Source organism: Tumebacillus lipolyticus (assembly GCF_042682745.1).
In the GTDB taxonomy this organism is placed as follows: domain Bacteria; phylum Bacillota; class Bacilli; order Tumebacillales; family Tumebacillaceae; genus Tumebacillus_A; species Tumebacillus_A lipolyticus.
The window spans coordinates 400,038-417,361 of record NZ_JBHUIO010000009.1 but is presented as its reverse complement, the minus strand read 5'-3'; the positions used below and the strand labels follow the sequence as shown (position 1 = coordinate 417,361).

Genomic DNA, 17,324 nt, shown 5'->3' with positions numbered 1-17,324 from the left:
AGACGATCAAACAGGGAAGAGCGTTGCTTTTTCCGTTTGATGTTTTGTGGGAATGGAAGAGTGCAGATTGTTCGAAGCTGTGGTCCGATATCGACCACAGCTTTTTTGTGTGGGTGCCCTTCGAACAGATGGAGGGATTCACAATGCATGCTGTAAAATTGAGCGGTTTAAAAAAGATGTTTGTCACGAAGACCGTGTTTGAAAATGTGACAGCGAAGATCGCGTGGGGCGAAAAAGTAGCGATCGTCGGGGCTAATGGAGTTGGCAAGACCACCTTGTTTCGAGTGATCACCGGAGAGCTGACACCTGATGCTGGTTCAGTGATCTGGGATGAGCGAGTGTCCCGCGAGCAGATCGGGTTGTTGACACAGCAGCTCGTCTGTGCCGACGATTTGACCACAAGGGAGTTTGTCAGACAGGCGAAGCGGGAGTTGCTTTCGGTCGAAATGCAGTTGCGCTCGATCGAAGCGGAGTTGTCGAATTCTATTTCTCGGGAAATAAATGAGCAGGAGCTGCTCATTCGCTATGGTGCCTTGCAAGAGCGTTTTGAGACGATCGGCGGCTACTCGTATGACAGCGAAGTGGAGCGCGTGTTGCGAGAGGTGGGGCTGCCTCCAGATGTTTGGGAGTTGGAGCTGAGCATGCTGAGCGGTGGTCAGAAGACGAGAGCTCAGTTAGCAAAATTGCTGCTGCAAGAGGCACAGATCTGGTTGCTCGACGAGCCGACCAACCACCTTGACGAAGCGACGATGGATTGGTTGGAGGCGATGATCCGCAAATTTCCCGGTACGGTGGTGACCGTTTCACACGATCGTTACTTTCTGGATCGCGTCGCAACGCGCATCTTGGAGTTGAGCGCCGTACAGCTCGCTTCCTATCCGGGGAACTACACCGCCTATGAGGGACAAAAGGAATTGGAACGTCGTACACAGCAGGTGATGTATCAGAAGCAACAGGCGGAGATGCAACACTTAGCAGAGCTGATCAGCATGTACAAAACATGGTATCTCCGCGCGCATGATGCTGGCGGTGCGAACCGGGAACGGACAAAAGGGCACATTCGCAGGATGCGCAACAAGGAGAAACAGCTGGAGCGTCTGCAGGCGAACCGGGTCGAGCGGGTCAAAGAGGTGCGGTCGATTCGCGTTTCGTTCGATACGACAGATAAATTGGCGAACCGCCTGTTTTTGCTGGAGGACGTTGCGGTCAAATTTGGTGAACGGCTGCTGTACGATCGGGTGAATTTTGCGGTCAGACGGCAGGAACGGTTGGCATTGATCGGACCGAACGGGGTTGGAAAGAGCACGCTGCTCAAAGTGATCGCAGGTGTGCAGCGGCCAACCGCAGGCTCGGTGCAGATGAGCTCACAGGTGCGAATCGGCTATTTTGGTCAGGAGCTGGAGTCGCTCGATCTGTCGAGGAGCATTTTGGAGGAAGTGTTGGCGGGAGAGACGTTGACGCAGACAGAAGCGCGGACTGTGCTGGCGGGGTTCCTGTTTCGAGGAGAAGATGTATTTAAAAAAGTCGGTGAGCTAAGCCAAGGGGAGAAATGCAGAGTGGCGTTTGTCAAACTGTACTTCTCTGGCGCCAATGTGCTGGTGCTCGATGAGCCGACCAACTATCTTGATATCGAGTCACGCCGGCAGATGGAACAAGCGCTGCAACACTTCCCGGGTGCGTTGTTGCTCGTCTCGCATGACCGCTATCTGGTGCGGCGGCTGGCGACAAGTCTGCTGCATTTTACATCGGGCGAAGTCTGTCACTTTGCCGGAGGATGGGAGGAATGGCGGGAACATCAGCAGCGCAAGCGCCTCTCCTCCCAGGACTTGCAACAGCATGAGCAGCGGATGATCCTGCAGATGGAGCTGTCTCGTCTCGCTGCGATTCTTGACGACCGATCGACACGACCGGAGGAGCGAGCGCGGGCAACGGTGTTGTTGACAGCCGTCCAGCAGGAACTCCGGGCAATGCCTTGATCAAGGAAAAAGGGTGGGTGACATACCCGTCACTAAAAATGCCGTTTCGGACCTTTCCGAAACGGCATTTTTCTGTAGAGCAACCAAAAAATGCATGGGTTGATGGAATCGTGGAAGGCTATTAGCACGATACGCTGGTAAAAGGGGTGATCTGTCATGACGTTCTGGTCGAGGGTCGGCCGTCTGTTGACAGTTGACGATACGATTTTAGACGAAGGTTTTTCTCTGATCGAGGATGAGGATGATCATATCGAGGACGATGACAAACCGGATCGACCCAACAGCCGGAAAGAGGAGCGACAGGACGCAAAACAGGTAAAAGAGAAGCGACCGAAAGAGGTTGCCAAAACGAATGGTTCGCAGAAAGAAGACTCGCAATCTCAATTGAATGAAGCAAAGCCAGCAAAACCAAGCCGACCTGCCCGCAGCAAGCACGGGTTTGTCAAACCGCGACAGGTCGGCAGGCGGTACGATACCCCAAACGATCCTGCACAAGATGGGAAGCGCTCAATGGAAGCGACGATCGGTGAGCAAAAGGATGAGCAGAGCAAAGGTGCAGATGAAGTTTTGCCAAAGAGCAGCCCGAGCGAAGATCGGACGAACGGGCAGGAAACAGAGCGGAGCGCGATCAGCGAAGGGGCTGAGCGACCTGATGGTTTGGGACGGCAAGACGGCCAAAGCGAAGCGGAGTCGGACGAGCAGATCAAAGAGCAGGGACAAACGAGTAAAGGTACAGATCGCCATAAAGATTTGAACGATCGCGACAGCCAAAGCGCGGTGCAGTCGGAAGAGGGGACGACAGGTCAAAGAACTGCGAGCGGTGGCAGAGATCGCCAGCCTATTTTGAGACGGCGCGACAGCCAAAGCGGAAAAAACGCGCAATCGAACCTGCAAGCAGATGAGCAAGAAAGTGAGCAGAAGCAGGAAGACGGGAAAGCTGCAGGCCTTCCGCGAGACAGCGAAAAAAATCGCGGGAAGCGGACAGAGGAGATACCAGAAAAGCTCTCTTCCGAACTGTTTATCAATCGTCAGGTGGTCGAAAAGATCTTCTTCCTGCCGAAAAATGCAGATGTGATCATCCGCGACTTTACGATCGCTTCGACACCTCCGATCAAGGCGGCAGTCGTCTTCTTGGAAGGGATGTCAGACAAGACGATCATCAACTCGAACATCTTGGAGCCCTTGATGCTGTTTGCCGGACTCCCCCAACATGACACGACAAAAACTCGACTTCAGCTGGTCAAAGAGCGATTGGTGCCTGGCAACCAAGTGATGGAGTTTCAAAACTGGGAAGATGTGAAAAAAGGGGTGCTCAGCGGTTCATCTGCACTCCTGATCGATGGGGCGGAGAAGGCGCTGGTGGTGGAGACGAAAGGGTGGGAACATCGCAGTGTGAGCGACACCAAGACGGAGACGGTCGTGCGTGGGCCACATGATGCGTTTAACGAAAACCTGCGCACCAACACCGGTCTCGTGCGCTCTCGCTTTCGCTCGGAGCGCCTGATCACCGAGATGTTGCAGGTGGGGAAGCTGGCACCTACCGATGTGGCGATCATGTATGTGGAGGGCTTGACCAATCAAAAGCTGGTCCGCGAGGTCAAACGGCGAATCAGGTCGGTCGATGTGGATTTTCTACAGGACAGCGGGACGATGGAGCAGATGATCGAAGATCCGCAACCTTCGCTCGTGCCAAAGCTGATGGCCACCGAACGGCCTGACCGCGTCGCAGCATTTTTGTCCGAAGGGTTTGTTGCGATCTTTGTCGGACACAGCCCCTATGTGATGATCGTGCCCTCGCTGCTGATGTCGATGATTCACACGGCAGAAGATGCGTACATCCTCTATCCGTTCGGCTCGTTCATCCGCGTCATCCGCCTGATCGCTTTTGTCATCGCCATGCTGTTACCTGCCGCATACATTGCGGCGACCAACTATCATCCAGAGATGATCCCAACCGACCTGATGTTGACGATCGCTTCCGCAAGAGAAAAAGTTCCGTTTCCCGTAGTGATCGAAGTGCTGCTGATGGAATCTGCGCTTGAGCTGATCCGCGAGGCGGGGATCCGCATTCCCAACGTGATCGGCCCGACGATCGGCATCGTCGGCGCTCTGATCTTAGGCCAGGCGGCCGTACAAGCTGGGGTGGTCTCGCCGCTGCTGGTCATCGTCGTGGCGGTGACAGCGCTCGCGGCGTTCACGATGCCCAATTACAACATGTCATTCGCGGTGCGAACGCTGCGCTTTGTGTTCATCTTTGCGGCAGCTGGGTGGGGGTTTTACGGGATCACGCTGATGGTGATGTTTACGCTCTCGCATTGGGCGACGTTAAAGTCGTTCGGCGTTCCGATCATGTCACCGCTCGCGCCTCACCAACAGTCGTCCTCCGATGTCATCCTGCGTGGGCGTGTTTACTACAATGAGGTGCGCCCGCTGTCGCTGCGACCGCAAGACCCTGTGCGACAAAAGCGCTTGATTCGCACCTGGGCGGCAAACGTGCCCCGTTCGAAAGAAGCGAAGCAAAGGATGATCGCCGATATGAACAGGCCAACTCTTTTTCCAGATCATGATGTAAAAGTCCCGCCCGAAATGAACGAAGAAGAGGAGCAAAGCGATCATGATTAAAACGGGTCATCTAGGTCGGATCGAGCTCCTCTCCCTCATTTTTATCGCCTCGATCGCCGATGCAGCGCTGATCTATCCGCAGCAGCTGGTGCACTACGGTTCTTCGGCTGGCTGGATGATCCCGTTGATCTCCATGCTGATCAGTTTCGGGATCTGGGCTTGGGTCGGTCCGGTCCTGGTAAAAGCAGGGCCGAAAGCAGATTTTGTCTCGCTGGCCAGGCGGTTTCTCGGGCCGTTTTGTCTACCGATCCTCCTGATCATCTCGATCTATCTGCTGCTCGATATGACCGCGTTGGTGCGCGGTTTTGTCGAGGCGGTGATCTCGACCGTCTTGCCTCGCTCGCCGATATCGTTCGTCACCATTCCCTTCATGCTGATGGTCCTTCAGTTTGCCTATACGGGAGTGGAGGGACTTTCGCGCGTTGCGTGGCTGATGACTCCGCTCACGATGATCTCGTTTCTCGCCTTGTTGGTCTTGAACACCAACTGGTGGACGGTCGAGTACCTGTTCCCGTTCTTTGGCAATGGAATCTGGATGTTGCTCAAGGGCGGGGGGATGTTCACCTGCGTGTTTACCAATCTATTTTTGTTGATGGTGCTGCTCTCCCGGCTGCGCGATCGAAAAGATGCGATTAGAATCGGATATTGGAGCATCCTGCTGGTCGCACTGGTCTATACGGTGATCACCTTGGTCTTTATCATGGCGTTTTCGCCAGATGGCGCATTGCGTTCCCCCTATCCGATGTATCAGCTGGGACGGTTGATTTACATCGGCCGATTTATTCAAAGGCTGGAAGCGCTGTTCGTGTTCGTCTGGGTAACGCTTGCCCTGATGAAAGCATCCGTCTTGCTCTGGGCTATCTCCTATCTGATCGCTTCGGCCTTCCGCATGCCTGTGAACCGCCCGTTGGTGTTTCCGCTCGGCGTGATCGTCTATTCGCTGATGTTCCTCCCGGCGAGCTTTGTCGAAATGCTTGAGCTGAACAACTTGTACATCGTCCAATGGGGATTTCTGTTTATCATCGTGCTGCCGCTGTTGACGATGATCTTTTTCCGCATTCGACTAAAAAAGGAGGCGCGCGCGGATGCAGAAGTTGAAAAAACCGCTTAGCTTCCTCCTGTTGATCGCGCTGATCAGCCCCTTGTTGATCGGCTGTTATGATCGAATCGAACTGGAGGGTATCGCGTTCGTCGTGGCGATCGGGATCGATAAAGGCCCAAACGAGACGCTCGATCTCACCGCACGAATCGCCATACCGAGCGAGATGAGCGGGGGGACAGCGGGCGGGGATTCGGGGAAAGGGAGTCAGAGCAGCAAGCCGATCACCGTTCGAGCCCATACGTTTTCGGAGGCGGTCACGTTGCTCAACACGACGGTTGAACGGCGAGTTTCCTTGTTGCACCTCACCTCGATCCTGATCGGGGACTCGTTGTCGAAGGATGGGCTGTTCGCACAGCTGCGTCCCCTGCTGCGCAACCGAGAGCTTCGCAGGACGGTCACGGTCGCGTTTACGCCTGGGAGCGCACGAGATGTGTTTTTGTTCAATGAGCCGGTGATGGAAAAGTCTGCATCGCGTTGGTATGAGGCGGTTCACGAAGTTGGCCGCTACACTGGGCTCGGTGCACCTCGCAATCTACACGACTTTTTTGTGTCGATCCAATCCCCGATGGAAGATGCGTTCGCACCGGTGATCGCTGTCAACAAGGCGGTGCAAAAGCAGAGTGAACAGAAGAGCTCTGGCTCAGCCAAACAGGCCGAACTGACGATCAAGCAAGCGGAACCTTCGTTCATTCCGGGGAAGACGGCGAGAATCGGTGGAAACACGCTCGAATTTTTAGGAGGTGCTGTCTTTAAAGAAGGAAAGCTTGTCACCTACATCGACGGCATTCAAACGAGGATGATGTTGATGATCCGCGGAGAGTTGACTCGCACGCAGATGGATTTTTCAGATCCGCTGGAAAAGGGAAAGTATGTCGCGCTGGAGATAAAGCATGCGCGAGAACCGATCGTCAAAGTGGACTATTCGAAACGACCGGTGGAGGTCAATCTGGTGCAGAAGTTGGAGGGCGATCTGATCGGGGTGCAGGGGGCGAGCGATTACACCGTCACGAAGAATTTACACATTTTGGAACGGGTGATCTCCAGCAAACTGAAGGAGAAGCAGCTCGATTTGATTCTGGAGATGTTTCATGAACATCAGGCTGAGCCATTTGGCATCTTTAAGAAAACGAGATCGCATTTCCTCACGATGCAGCAGATGAAAGAGGTCGATTTTCGCGAGCTCTTAAAAGATGCCAAAGTTTCATTAAAAGTTGATCTTAAAATGAGACGCCTCGGCGTGCAGTTAGGGCCGGCGCAAGAAAGATAAGGGGAGGATGCGATGCGCTGGCTGATCATCTTGTTACAGCTTGTCGTGCCGGTGATGGTGACGATCTATACGGTGAACTTTGGGCGGTGGATGAGCAGGCGCAAGCATCTTATGGGAGCGATCGGCGCTTATGCGGTGGCTGCCGTCTCGATGTTGCTCGCCGTATGGTCGGTCGTGCGCAACAGCGTCTGAACGATCTGTGGGTTAGCAGTGAAGGCGTGCCTCATGGCACGCCTTCACTGCGTAGCTGTCCGGTTCTGCGCTCACGCCGCTTCCACTTCAGACTGAGGATGCCGGGGATCAACCAGATGGTGATCTCCTCCAACTCCATGTTCATGAAGCGCATACGGTGTCACCTCCACAGAGGATAGGCGACCGCAGGATGACCGGTTTCTCACTCTCGATCTATCCTTATGAAACTTTTGAGATCAACATGACAAAAAAATCGATCAAGCGCAGCGAATCGAACGTCATTCCCAGCGGCAAACAGAGTCCGAGCGCAATGAGCGACACGCCAGCAAGCATGGGGCCATACTCTTTCATTCGACGATGCATCAGCTCGACCATCCCTTCTCTACCATCGCTCATTTCATAAGACGCTCCGACTGTGGAAAAAGTTTCAAGAGAACGTTCGCAAAAAAACTTCCCGCCGCAAAACGGAGGGAAGCCTTTCGGAAGATCATTCTGTCCGGCTTTCTACAGCCGCTTTGATGGCGCGTCCGACGTTGATCATGCCATACCCGTAATATTCGTCATGCCCTTCCGGCCCAAGGTCGTCAGCCGTCTGTTCGAGCAGGCTGCGTACCTGATCGGGCGTGAGATCCGGATTGATCGAGCGGATCAGAGCGGCGACGCCTGCGACGTGCGGCGATGCCATCGAAGTTCCTGACAGAGCGGCATAGCGATTGTCCGGATAGGTGCTGGCGATGGCGACACCCGGTGCGGAGACGGAAGTGTGGGCGCCGTAATTGGAAAAGGTGGCCGTCTCGTTTTGCTCATCGTTGGCCGCCACGCCGATCACTTCCTGATAAGCTGCCGGATAGCTGGGATCGGAGATGCCATCATTGCCCATCGCAGCGACGAGCACCGCACCTTTCTGATAGGCGTGACGGATCGCTTCGTGCAGGTAATCGGAGTCTGCATATTCGCCGAGCGACAGGTTGATCACCATCGCGCCATGATCGGCCGCCCAGACGATTCCGTCTGCGATGTCGAGAACAGAGCCTGACCCATCTGCGTCCATCGCTTTGATCGGCATGATCTTGCCCGCCCAGTCGATGCCAGCAATTCCTTCCAGGTTGTTGGTTCTGGCGGCGATCACGCCGGCGACATGCGTGCCATGACCGTTGTCATCCTGCGGCGGGGCGCTGTTGTTCAACATGTTTCTCCCCTGGACGAGCTGCCCTTTGAACTCGGGATGGTTGAGATCGACGCCTGTGTCGACGACGGCGATCGTCACATGCGGGTCGCCCGTGGTGATCTCCCACGCTTTGTCGGCGGAGATCATCGGCAGGTTCCATTGATTGCTGCTGTAGAACATGTCGTTCGGTTGCTCGGTCGCGCGGTTGATGGTGGCAGGTGCCGTGTTGGGGCGCAACTTGATATGCTGTTCGGCGAGGATCGCCCCTTTGCTCTTAAAGTAAGCGATCGCCTCCGCAGGTGCGATCGAGAAGCTGAAGAGGTACGTATGGCGGGAGTTTTTGCGCAGCAGGCTTCCCCCGATCTCCTGCGAGTACCGCGCGATCTGAGCATCGGTCAGGTCGTGGGCAAAGCGGACGAGCAACTCGTTGTGCATCACTTGCGCCCGCTTGGCTCCACGCTCTTGCTGTGAGCTGACGTTCACTTTCCACGCGGTGCCTTCCACATTCGATTGCGCCTTCTTTTGGTTGACCTGTTGAATCTGAGTGCCGCCTTGCGGGCCCGATTCGGTCTTTTTTAACATCTCATTTTTGCCGTCCATGCCCAACAGTTTCGTGCGGGTGCCCATCTGGCTGTCCTGCAGGGAGATCACGCCGCCGAGGTGGCCCATCTCGACATCTGCCGAAAGCGACCCGGTCACATGTGAGTCGCCGACCACCGGAACGCCGACGGTCATCGAAACTTTCTCTTTTGCATCCGCTTGGTGTTTTTTGGTGTAAAGATCGGAGACATAAAAATCGTCATGTTTCGTCGTCCGATGCGCTTGCTCCTGCAGATCCTTTCGCAACACGCGCCCGACGGTGATCGCCTCACCGCTCTGCTCTTTCAGGGTCAGCGAGACGAACTGCGGGTGCTGGGCGAGATGGTGGAGCATCATCTCCCGCTTCTTTTCCGGTGTGCTCATATGGGCGAGCTCGTTGGTGATCTCTGTCAGCATGATGCGACAGTCGCGAACGCAAAGTGCAGCCGTCCGTGCGATGTCATTGGCGACGACGCTTTCATTGCCAGATTTTTTTTTGGCGAGGAGGCGTTGCACATGTGCGGTTCGGGCGCTATCAACTCCCAGCGGTCCGATTGGGCCTGCTTCCGACTGTCGAGGGGGAGACGGTTGCGCGCCATGCCAGTATAAAGGAACCATCAGCAAGGCTGTAAGCGCAGCAATCACACCCCATCTCGCGCGCTGGTTCATCTGCATACCTCCCTAGTTTTTCGCTACGCGATTAGTATCTGCGCTCTTTTGCGAGAGTATGATACGCGAGGATGCGGATACTATTGGCAGATGTGCAGGACTTGAAAAAGGTGGAGAGGGAGCGATGAAAACTACATTTTCTGTACTTGGCAAAAAGCTTTGGAATCGGCATCTGTTGCACGCATCGCTTGCAAATTCGCTCTTTCAATTGCTCGTCTCGCTCTGTGTGATGGCAGTAGTCTTTCGCTTGACCCCGCCGTTTTTTCGCGGTGATCTGGAGACGGCGAGGAACTATCTGTCGACGGTCGCCTCTACGCTGGCGACGATCTTGGCGCTGTCGTTTTCGATGATCATGGTGGCGATTCAATTGACAGCCAGCAAATACACGCACCGCGTGCTCGACTTTTTTGTTCGCTTTCCGTTCAATACGACGTTGCTCTCCTTTTACTTCGGCACGATCTTTCATGCGATCTACCTGCTCTCGCTGATCGCCGATCATCCGGGAGATCGACCGGCAGACTGGCTTGCGCAGGGGATGAGCGCCGATCTGATTCTGCTGATCCTCTGCTTTCTCGCTCTGATCACCTATCTCTATTTTGTGATCCAAATGCTCAAGCCGGAGACGATCGTGCAGGCGATCACCCGCGAATATGTGGCCGCCTATCGGAGCGGCGACTATCAGGATGCGCTCGATAAGGTGGAGCAGATTTGTGACATCGCCAAAAAGGCGGTCTCGGAGATGGACGCGGTCACCGCGGTGTTTTGCGTGGAGAATATTGCGGAGATGATGCATGGTGCCAAGCTGCCGAGCGAAGATGCGGATGATGTGCTCTGGTATCACGAGAAGATTGTCGGTCAGCTGCTCAGCATCGCCTCGATCTCCTTTAAGGAGCGAGAGACGGCCGTCTCCGGCATCATCTTGAATGAGCTGCACGAGATGGGGATGCGCTACGCGGAGAGTGGGTCGCTGCAGGCGGCGAGCACCGTCATCGACGCGTACGCCCTGATCGTGCGGAACAACCTGATCGGACAGCAGTTGATGAACATGATCCAGCAGGCGGTCGAGCAGATCTTTTCGATCACCTGTCAGGTGGTAAAAAATCGGGAGATGACCACGGAGACGGCAAAATTTGTGCTGGCATCGTTTCAAAGCCTCGGCGAGATCGGCAAGCTGGTGATCAAGAACGAAGCGTACGGACATAGCTTCGTCGCGACTTGTATCGTGTCGCATGCGTTCGGGAAGTTGCTCAGCACGATCATCGGCCCACAGGGGCAGAAGACGTTCGGCGTCGTCCGCGGGCTGCTGTTCGAATACATGAAGCTCGCCAAAAAATTGATTTTGAAAGGCGAGATCATCGACATCGTGCAGATCACCACCTGGTTGCGCAAAGAGATGATCCCCTATCGCGATCAGCAAGAGCGCATCTTTCCTTATCGCTACCTGTTTTTGCTGATGACCGCAGAGGCGCTGTATCTGCGGCGCACCGACATCGTGATGCTGTTGATCCGCGCGGTAGGGAAATACTCCGTCCCCGACCAGCATCTGCTGCAGGCGCTCTGCAAAAGCAGGTTGGAGATCAGGCGCTTCTTCGACTATCACGAGCCGGAGCGATATCTGATCAGATCGTTTGTGCTTTGGCGAGGGTATCATGCGTATACGGAGCAATATCCGGCAGGGCCGAAGCGCGAGATCGAGCTGACGTCTGCCATCGAGGATCATCAAGTGTGGCGCGACCTGTTCGACGGCCTTGATCCAGAGCTGTATTTGGGCGGTGAGATTGCACATTAATGGAAGTTGTTGCAGGATTTTGACAAAAAAGATCGAATCGTAGGAGGGGAGATTGAGCATCCGAAATGGGATTGCTCGCATAAAGGAGAGACCGGACATGCGCAACATTGGCACAGGGAAAGTGGAGTTTTTCTTAGCGGATGGCAGCATCCGCGAGTATGAGGGCGAAGTGGAGATCAACGCGGATCGCGTCGTGGTGACCGAGATTATCAACATCAACGGGAACCCGGCTGGAGCGCGGGAGATCAACCTGCCGAAAGGGCAGTGCGTGGTCTTCTGGGTGCCTGAAGTATACGAAGCGGTATAGTTCACAAGGTGGCATACCCCATCGCGGGAGGTATGTCATTTTTGTTGGAAGTATAGCGGAAAAGTGGCAGGCAGAGCATACGCTCGGCTGGGATTTGCGGACATCGGGATGTTCGCCATGGCGGATTTCGAGCCAACGGCATAGCGAAGACCGGCCAGATCGAGCGGCGGCCGGTCGTCCACGATGATCTATGTAGGTCACTAAAATGAGGTGTGGCGGGCGAAGTGGTCGAGGAGGCGCGGCAGATCTTCTTGCCAGAAACCCCACGTGTGGTCATGATCGTATTCGCCATACTCGACATCGACGCCGCCGCTCTGCAACAGATCGCGCATCTTGCGGTTGAGAGCCAGCAGGTCGATCACTTTGCCAGAAGCGGATTGAAAGCGATCTTCCTGCAGACCGACCACCTGATAGATCGGCACGGTGGCAAGCTCGCGCCCCTTTGCCTCGACCTGCTGAAACGAGCTTTCGTGAAACGCTCCAGATTGCAGCGCCAAGTAGTGAAACTTGCGCGGGTAGGTGAGCAAGGTGTGTAGAGCGGCAACCGCTCCGAGGGAAGAGCCGACGATGCCGCGCGCAGGTCCCATCGGGAACGCCGCATACCGCTCTTCGATCAGCGGGATCAGCTCATCGGCAAAAAAGCGCACATACGCGCTGTGCTTGCTGCCCTCTGGGTGATACTCGTCACGGCGGACGCTCTTGTCGACCGGCACGAAGACGACGAGAAAGCGTCGGGCGTGGCGATCGGCAAAGCGATGGTTGAGCAACGAGATCATGCGTCCCATCGATTCGTAATCGGACCCATCGTTAAAATAGAGCACCGGATATTTGTAGAGCGGTGAGTAGTTGTGTGGCAGATAGATGTGAACTTCGCGAGACTGCTGTAAAAAACGGCTTTGAATCTCCACGCGTTCTACGCTGCCGGTCGGTTGTTTCTCGATCGACATGAACATTCCTCCTCGTTCGATTCCTCATCCAGTATACCAAAAGACAGGTTGGAGCGCTCCAACCTTGACTATTCTCAAAGTTTGGAGATTATAGTATGCTTGTACAATCGTTTGCAAACGGGTCTCTAGGGGGTAAAGTGGGATGAAGTCATTTCTCAGAATTTTTCCGTATATCTTAGTTTTTATCGTCGTCTTGTTGCTGCAGGTGAAGTTGGATGCGGACAACCGCGTGTTGCCTTATCTGGAACCGTATGGCCGTGAAACGGTGTTCAGCACGACGACGCCGAACCGCCCAGTTCAAGTGTTGGGAGACAATCGCTATGCATGGCTGTCTGGCACAGAGCTGGTGATCGGAAGCTTGAATCCGGCGAAGCAAACGACCGAGTTGGAACGGCGACCGTTGCCCGCTCAGGATATCTACACGACGACCACGTTCAAACTGTCCGGCTCAGACTTGTACTGGGTGGGCGAAAAGCGAGTCCTGAAGCATGCCAGTTGGCAAAATGGTGCGTGGAGCCCCGCGAAAACGTTCGACACCGGGCTGACTGCGCTCGATCTGGTACAGGTTGGCGGTCAGCAGTACCTGCTGGTCGGAACCGAAAAAGGGCTGAAGATCTATCAAGCGGTAGGATCGCAGCTCACAGAAGTTCGTTCCTACCAGACGCAACGCGCCGCCTATGTGAAAGCTACGCTCGATGCGCGCGGGATCGTCCACATCGGATTGATCGAACAGCTGGGGATGGAGAGCTACATGCTCAACTATCTGACGCTCGATGCTGGGCAGAATAAAGCGACCGATCTTCAACAGGTCAAGCAGCTTTCTGTCGGCACGTCCAACCTGATCGATGACTCGACGTTTGGGATTGATGAAACTCATGGTTACTATCTGATGACCTATAAATCGTCGCGCAAATCGACCACCGAACTGCGCGCGGTCTCCTTCCCGCTCAACCAGCCGTCGCCCGAAACGGCTCAGGATATGAAGTTGATTCCAGATACTGCGATGGGGGAAGCAGCCCCGAACTCAAGCGCGGCTTATGTACGGCCTGTGCAAGAGAATAGCTTGCAGTTCGCCTTTGTTGCCGATTATGCGAAAAACCCACGCATCTCGGGTAAAGAGGTATTTCTTTCGACCTTGCAAGGGGGTCAATGGACGAAGGAGTTGCAACGCGTCTCCAACTCGAACGGTCTGGGCAGCAACCCGGTGTTCGATAAGCAAGGAGATGTGACCACGTTCGTCTATGCCGTATTTGCGAAACTGAACACTTATGATGTGCTGTACAACTCGAATGATCCGGCATATATGGCGGAGACGAACAAGATCGGCAAGTCTGACTATACGCGGGCAGCGATGGAAGTGCCGCGATACCTCGGCATGTCGATCATGATCCTCGTCATTGGATTTGCTTGGCCGATGTTGCCGTTTGGCTATCTGTTCTTCTATCTGTTTCGCAAGGAGGATGCGCTTTACGAGCAGCCGAACAGACATCTGTTCATCTCGGTTCTCCTCTATCTGGCGACACAGATCGTCGTGTTTTTGGAGTATGGGAATCTCGACGCGCTCTATTCCTACTCGCCGGAGTGGATGCATTCGAGCTTCATGGTATCGATGCTGTTCGTGGTGATGGCGGTGATCTCTTATGGCTTTACCGCTCTGTATGCCCGCACTCGCTATGAGCGAAGCGCATTGGGCGAGTTCTCTTATTTCCTCGGGATCAACCTCTGGATCGTGATCTTGACGCTGTCCTACTATATGGCAGGTTAGCAGAATCGAAACCCTTGTCCGCATTGGCGGATCAAGGGTTTTTTTTGTTTCGGTTCAGCCGAGACGATCATAGAATAACTAGAGAAGTGAGAGGTGAGAGATATGAGACTTGCCCCAGGCAGCAAGTGGAGCAAACACCAGATCGTCTCCCGCCATCCGAGTCTGAGAAGATACCTGCCCGAGACGAGACGATACTCGAAACAAGCGCTCTCGGAGATGCTCGACCGGTATCAATTGGTGTTTGTCAAGCCGGAGTATGGTGGTGGGGGGTATCGCATTTTTCGAGTGAAGAAGTTGAACAGTGGGCACTATCAAGTCAACATGGAGCATCGAAGCCGGAATATAGCAACGCGTGCAGAAGTCTACCGATGGATTGAGAGCGTGCGCCGAGGGACAAGGTTTCTCGTCCAGCGGGGAATCCCGCTTGCCCAGTGGAATCGGCGACCGGTCGATCTGCGGGCGACGGTGCAGAAGAATGAATCGGGCCGTTGGGAGGTCACAGGCCTTTTTGCCAAAGCGGCGGGGAGAAATCTCGCCGTGACGAACGTGATCATCGGGGGCAAAGTGATTCCGCTGAAAACGTACCTGAGGGGGATCGGCTATTCGGGGAAACAGGTCGAGAGTCAGATCGTTCGGATCAAAGCGATGGCAGTGCGAATCGCCCGTCAGTTTGGCAGTCTCTATTCGAATGCGATCTACGGATTGGATATCGGGCTGGATCGAAGCGGCAGGCTGTGGCTGATCGAAGTGAACACCGCGCCGGTGTTGAAAGTGTTCCATCGAACCGATCTGAGCAAAGCGCAGCGAAGGTCGCTCAAGCTGTGGATCCTGCACCGCACGATCAACAGGGCGGCAGAAGTGCATCGGGGCAGTTGGAGAAGGCGGTGGCGATAGGCGAGGAAGGGGTTTTTACAGCCCCTTCCTCGTTCGCATGTGCTGATAGAGAGCTTGGAACTGCTGGGCGGTCTTGCACCAAGAAAATCTCTGCTCGACAAAGCGGCGGCCTGCCGTTCCCGCTTGGCGGCGAAGCTCTGGCGAAGCGAGCAGCGTCTTCAGCTCGGCAGCAAAGGCGGCTGGCGTTCTGTACGCTTCCACGAGACGTCCGCCTGCGTTCGCTCCGACCGACTCGATCAGCCCCCATCGTCCGCTGGCGATGACGGGCAGCCCGGCTGCGGCCGCCTCCAGGTTGACGAGACCAAACGATTCAGCCTGCTGCGAAGGGCAGACGAACAGGTCGGCCGCCGCATAAAAGGCGGGCAAGTGCGCTTGGGGGACATGGTTGAAAAATCGCACAGGAAGCGATGCTGCCTTCGCGATCAACGATCGGACATAGCTGTTCTTATGGTCGCGAGGTCGTCCTCCGACGATCCACAGCTCACAGTTTGGCCGTTCGGTTTGCACGATCTGAAATGCGTCGATCAATTCGGCAATTCCTTTGCGTGGGGCCAGCCGAGCGACGGAGAGCACGACCGGTCGATCGGGCCCAACGCAAAGCTGCGCCCGCATCGTGGAGCGAAGCGCAACACCTCGCTCCGAACAGGGGTCGGGGAACTGGGCGAGGTCGATGCCAGGATTGATCACCGTCACTTTTTCTTTTGGCAAAAAGGAATAGCGCGAGAGCAAGTCCGCTTGTAGATAGTTGCTGTTGAGCACCAAAGCGTCAACGCATCGGAAGCTTTTTTGAACCAATTCTTGGGGCAATGATCGCAACAGGACGTTCGAGTGGAGGTTGAGCAGGATCGGTGTGTCGGGAAATAGCCGCTTCAGGGCAGGGGTGTAGGAAAGTCTGTTTTCGACGTGAAATACGCTTGGCGAGCAGGTGTGATCGGCCACATTCTGTCGCAGGTCGGTGAGCAGAGCGCGCAGGTAGGTCAGGCTGTCTGTGTGCGGAAAGGTGTGCAGGGTGAGGTTTCCTGTCGCGGTGCGCCCTTCGTTTGCGGTCGCATGTCCGTAGAGCAGAACCTGTTCTTGTTTTGCCAACTCGCGGGCAAGGTGCCAGAGGTAGAGCTCAACAGAGGTGCATCGAGCAGGGGGAAAGGGAAAGCCGCCAGGGGATAGGCAGCAGAGAACCAACTGGCACACCTCCCTCGCAGGACTGTTTGTAAACAGTATACGAGGGAGGTGCAGTCGGTGCGCTCAAGAGCCGGTGCTCTGGTATTTGGTGATCCCGAAATTCCACATGCGAATCGCCAAAAGCGTCAGCAACAGGGCGACGAGCGGGGTGAACCAGGTCAGAAAACCGAACGGGACCTGGTCCTGCTTGTCAAGAAAGAGCAGGGAGGGGTAGTAGTTCATAAACGCAAAGGGCAGGAGGATCGTGACGATGCCTCGCAACGCTTTGTTGAACATGTCGATCGGATATTGCTGAACCACGCCCCAAGAGAACAGCGAGGCAGCGTTGACGATCGCCCGCGAGCGCGTGGTGAAAAAGGATGTGCAGGCGAGAATCAAGGTGAGCGCAGCCTCTACGAGCGCCGAAGACAGCGCGATGACGCCAAACCAGAGGAACATCCACCAGCTCCAGTCAAGGTGCAGGTTTTGGTAGCTGAGGGTGAGCATCGACAAGGACAGCAGGATGTCACCGACGCCCAAGTAGTGAACTTCTCGGCCGAGAAACTGGACGAGCGGATTGGCAGGTCGGGTCAGCAGCTGGTCGAATGTCCCTTCGACGATAAACTGTTCCAGCATGTTGATGTGGCGGAAAAACACAGCGCGAATGCCGTGACCGAGCAACCAGAGATTGTACAGGAAGACGATCTCCCAGAATATCCAGCCGTTCAGATCGTGGAAGCGGCTGAGCAGCACCCAAGAGGTGGCCAGCGTTCCGGCGTTTAAGATGAAAACGCCGGCGATGCCCATCAGAAAGTCGGCTCTGTATTCTAAGCGGGCAAGGACGGCTGCGCGAAGCATCGACAGGTAGACGGTAAAATGTTCTCGCATC

15 protein-coding genes are annotated in these 17,324 nt (G+C 55.2%); 9 read left to right on the top strand and 6 right to left on the bottom strand.

The features are described from left to right. Positions 1 to 143 precede the first annotated feature (143 nt). The 5 genes from abc-f to ACFSOY_RS16025 all read left to right on the top strand — a co-directional run bounded on the left by abc-f (position 144) and on the right by ACFSOY_RS16025 (position 7,159). On the top strand, positions 144 to 1,976 hold the full coding sequence (gene abc-f, locus ACFSOY_RS16045; protein ID WP_386048300.1) for a ribosomal protection-like ABC-F family protein: 1,833 nt from the start codon (positions 144 to 146) through the stop codon (positions 1,974 to 1,976). Between the two features lie 156 nt (positions 1,977 to 2,132). Continuing rightward, positions 2,133 to 4,598 (top strand): spore germination protein, encoded by a 2,466-nt coding sequence (locus ACFSOY_RS16040; protein WP_386048298.1) that lies wholly within the window; start codon positions 2,133 to 2,135, stop codon positions 4,596 to 4,598. Then, positions 4,591 to 5,709, top strand: coding sequence for a GerAB/ArcD/ProY family transporter (locus ACFSOY_RS16035; RefSeq protein ID WP_386048296.1), 1,119 nt, complete (start codon positions 4,591 to 4,593; stop codon positions 5,707 to 5,709). Before ACFSOY_RS16040 ends, ACFSOY_RS16035 begins: the two co-directional genes overlap by 8 nt. Beyond that, the gene (locus ACFSOY_RS16030) at positions 5,684 to 6,967 is read left to right on the top strand and encodes a Ger(x)C family spore germination protein (RefSeq protein ID WP_386048294.1); all 1,284 of its coding nucleotides are present in this window, start codon (positions 5,684 to 5,686) and stop codon (positions 6,965 to 6,967) included. Before ACFSOY_RS16035 ends, ACFSOY_RS16030 begins: the two co-directional genes overlap by 26 nt. Positions 6,968 to 6,979: 12 nt before the next feature. Then, a complete protein-coding gene (locus ACFSOY_RS16025) occupies positions 6,980 to 7,159 on the top strand; it encodes a hypothetical protein (RefSeq protein WP_386048292.1) in 180 nt (59 codons plus the stop codon). A gap of 31 nt (positions 7,160 to 7,190) precedes the next feature. Here the strand turns inward: ACFSOY_RS16025 and ACFSOY_RS16020 are convergent, their stop codons facing one another. The 3 genes from ACFSOY_RS16020 to ACFSOY_RS16010 form a co-directional block, all read right to left on the bottom strand. After that, positions 7,191 to 7,313, bottom strand: a complete 123-nt coding sequence (locus ACFSOY_RS16020) for a hypothetical protein (protein ID WP_386048290.1) — start codon at positions 7,311 to 7,313, stop codon at positions 7,191 to 7,193. A 65-nt stretch (positions 7,314 to 7,378) separates the two neighbouring features. Continuing rightward, positions 7,379 to 7,555, bottom strand: a complete 177-nt coding sequence (locus ACFSOY_RS16015; RefSeq protein WP_386048288.1) for a hypothetical protein — start codon at positions 7,553 to 7,555, stop codon at positions 7,379 to 7,381. A gap of 91 nt (positions 7,556 to 7,646) precedes the next feature. Then, entirely contained in the window at positions 7,647 to 9,575 is a 1,929-nt protein-coding gene (locus ACFSOY_RS16010; protein ID WP_386048286.1) for a S8 family peptidase, read from the bottom strand. 124 nt (positions 9,576 to 9,699) lie between these two features. Between ACFSOY_RS16010 and ACFSOY_RS16005 the strand changes: the two genes are divergently transcribed. Further along, positions 9,700 to 11,364 (top strand): DUF2254 family protein, encoded by a 1,665-nt coding sequence (locus tag ACFSOY_RS16005; protein WP_386048284.1) that lies wholly within the window; start codon positions 9,700 to 9,702, stop codon positions 11,362 to 11,364. Between the two features lie 97 nt (positions 11,365 to 11,461). Next, positions 11,462 to 11,671, top strand: a complete 210-nt coding sequence (locus tag ACFSOY_RS16000; protein ID WP_386048282.1) for a hypothetical protein — start codon at positions 11,462 to 11,464, stop codon at positions 11,669 to 11,671. Between the two features lie 200 nt (positions 11,672 to 11,871). Here ACFSOY_RS16000 and ACFSOY_RS15995 read toward each other — a convergent pair whose 3' ends face one another. Further along, on the bottom strand, positions 11,872 to 12,618 hold the full coding sequence (locus ACFSOY_RS15995; RefSeq protein ID WP_386048280.1) for an alpha/beta hydrolase: 747 nt from the start codon (positions 12,616 to 12,618) through the stop codon (positions 11,872 to 11,874). A gap of 142 nt (positions 12,619 to 12,760) precedes the next feature. On the opposite strand from ACFSOY_RS15995, the gene ACFSOY_RS15990 reads away from it, so the two are divergent. Together ACFSOY_RS15990 and ACFSOY_RS15985 are read left to right on the top strand one after the other, a co-directional pair. Then, on the top strand, positions 12,761 to 14,383 hold the full coding sequence (locus ACFSOY_RS15990; protein ID WP_386048278.1) for a hypothetical protein: 1,623 nt from the start codon (positions 12,761 to 12,763) through the stop codon (positions 14,381 to 14,383). Positions 14,384 to 14,485: 102 nt separating this feature from the next. After that, positions 14,486 to 15,277, top strand: a complete 792-nt coding sequence (locus ACFSOY_RS15985; protein ID WP_386048277.1) for a YheC/YheD family protein — start codon at positions 14,486 to 14,488, stop codon at positions 15,275 to 15,277. Between the two features lie 15 nt (positions 15,278 to 15,292). Here ACFSOY_RS15985 and ACFSOY_RS15980 read toward each other — a convergent pair whose 3' ends face one another. Both ACFSOY_RS15980 and ACFSOY_RS15975 read right to left on the bottom strand, forming a co-directional pair. Beyond that, on the bottom strand, positions 15,293 to 16,456 hold the full coding sequence (locus ACFSOY_RS15980; RefSeq protein WP_386048275.1) for a glycosyltransferase family 4 protein: 1,164 nt from the start codon (positions 16,454 to 16,456) through the stop codon (positions 15,293 to 15,295). Positions 16,457 to 16,519: 63 nt separating this feature from the next. Continuing rightward, positions 16,520 to 17,323, bottom strand: coding sequence for an ABC transporter permease (locus ACFSOY_RS15975; RefSeq protein WP_386048273.1), 804 nt, complete (start codon positions 17,321 to 17,323; stop codon positions 16,520 to 16,522). Position 17,324: the final 1 nt, after the last annotated feature.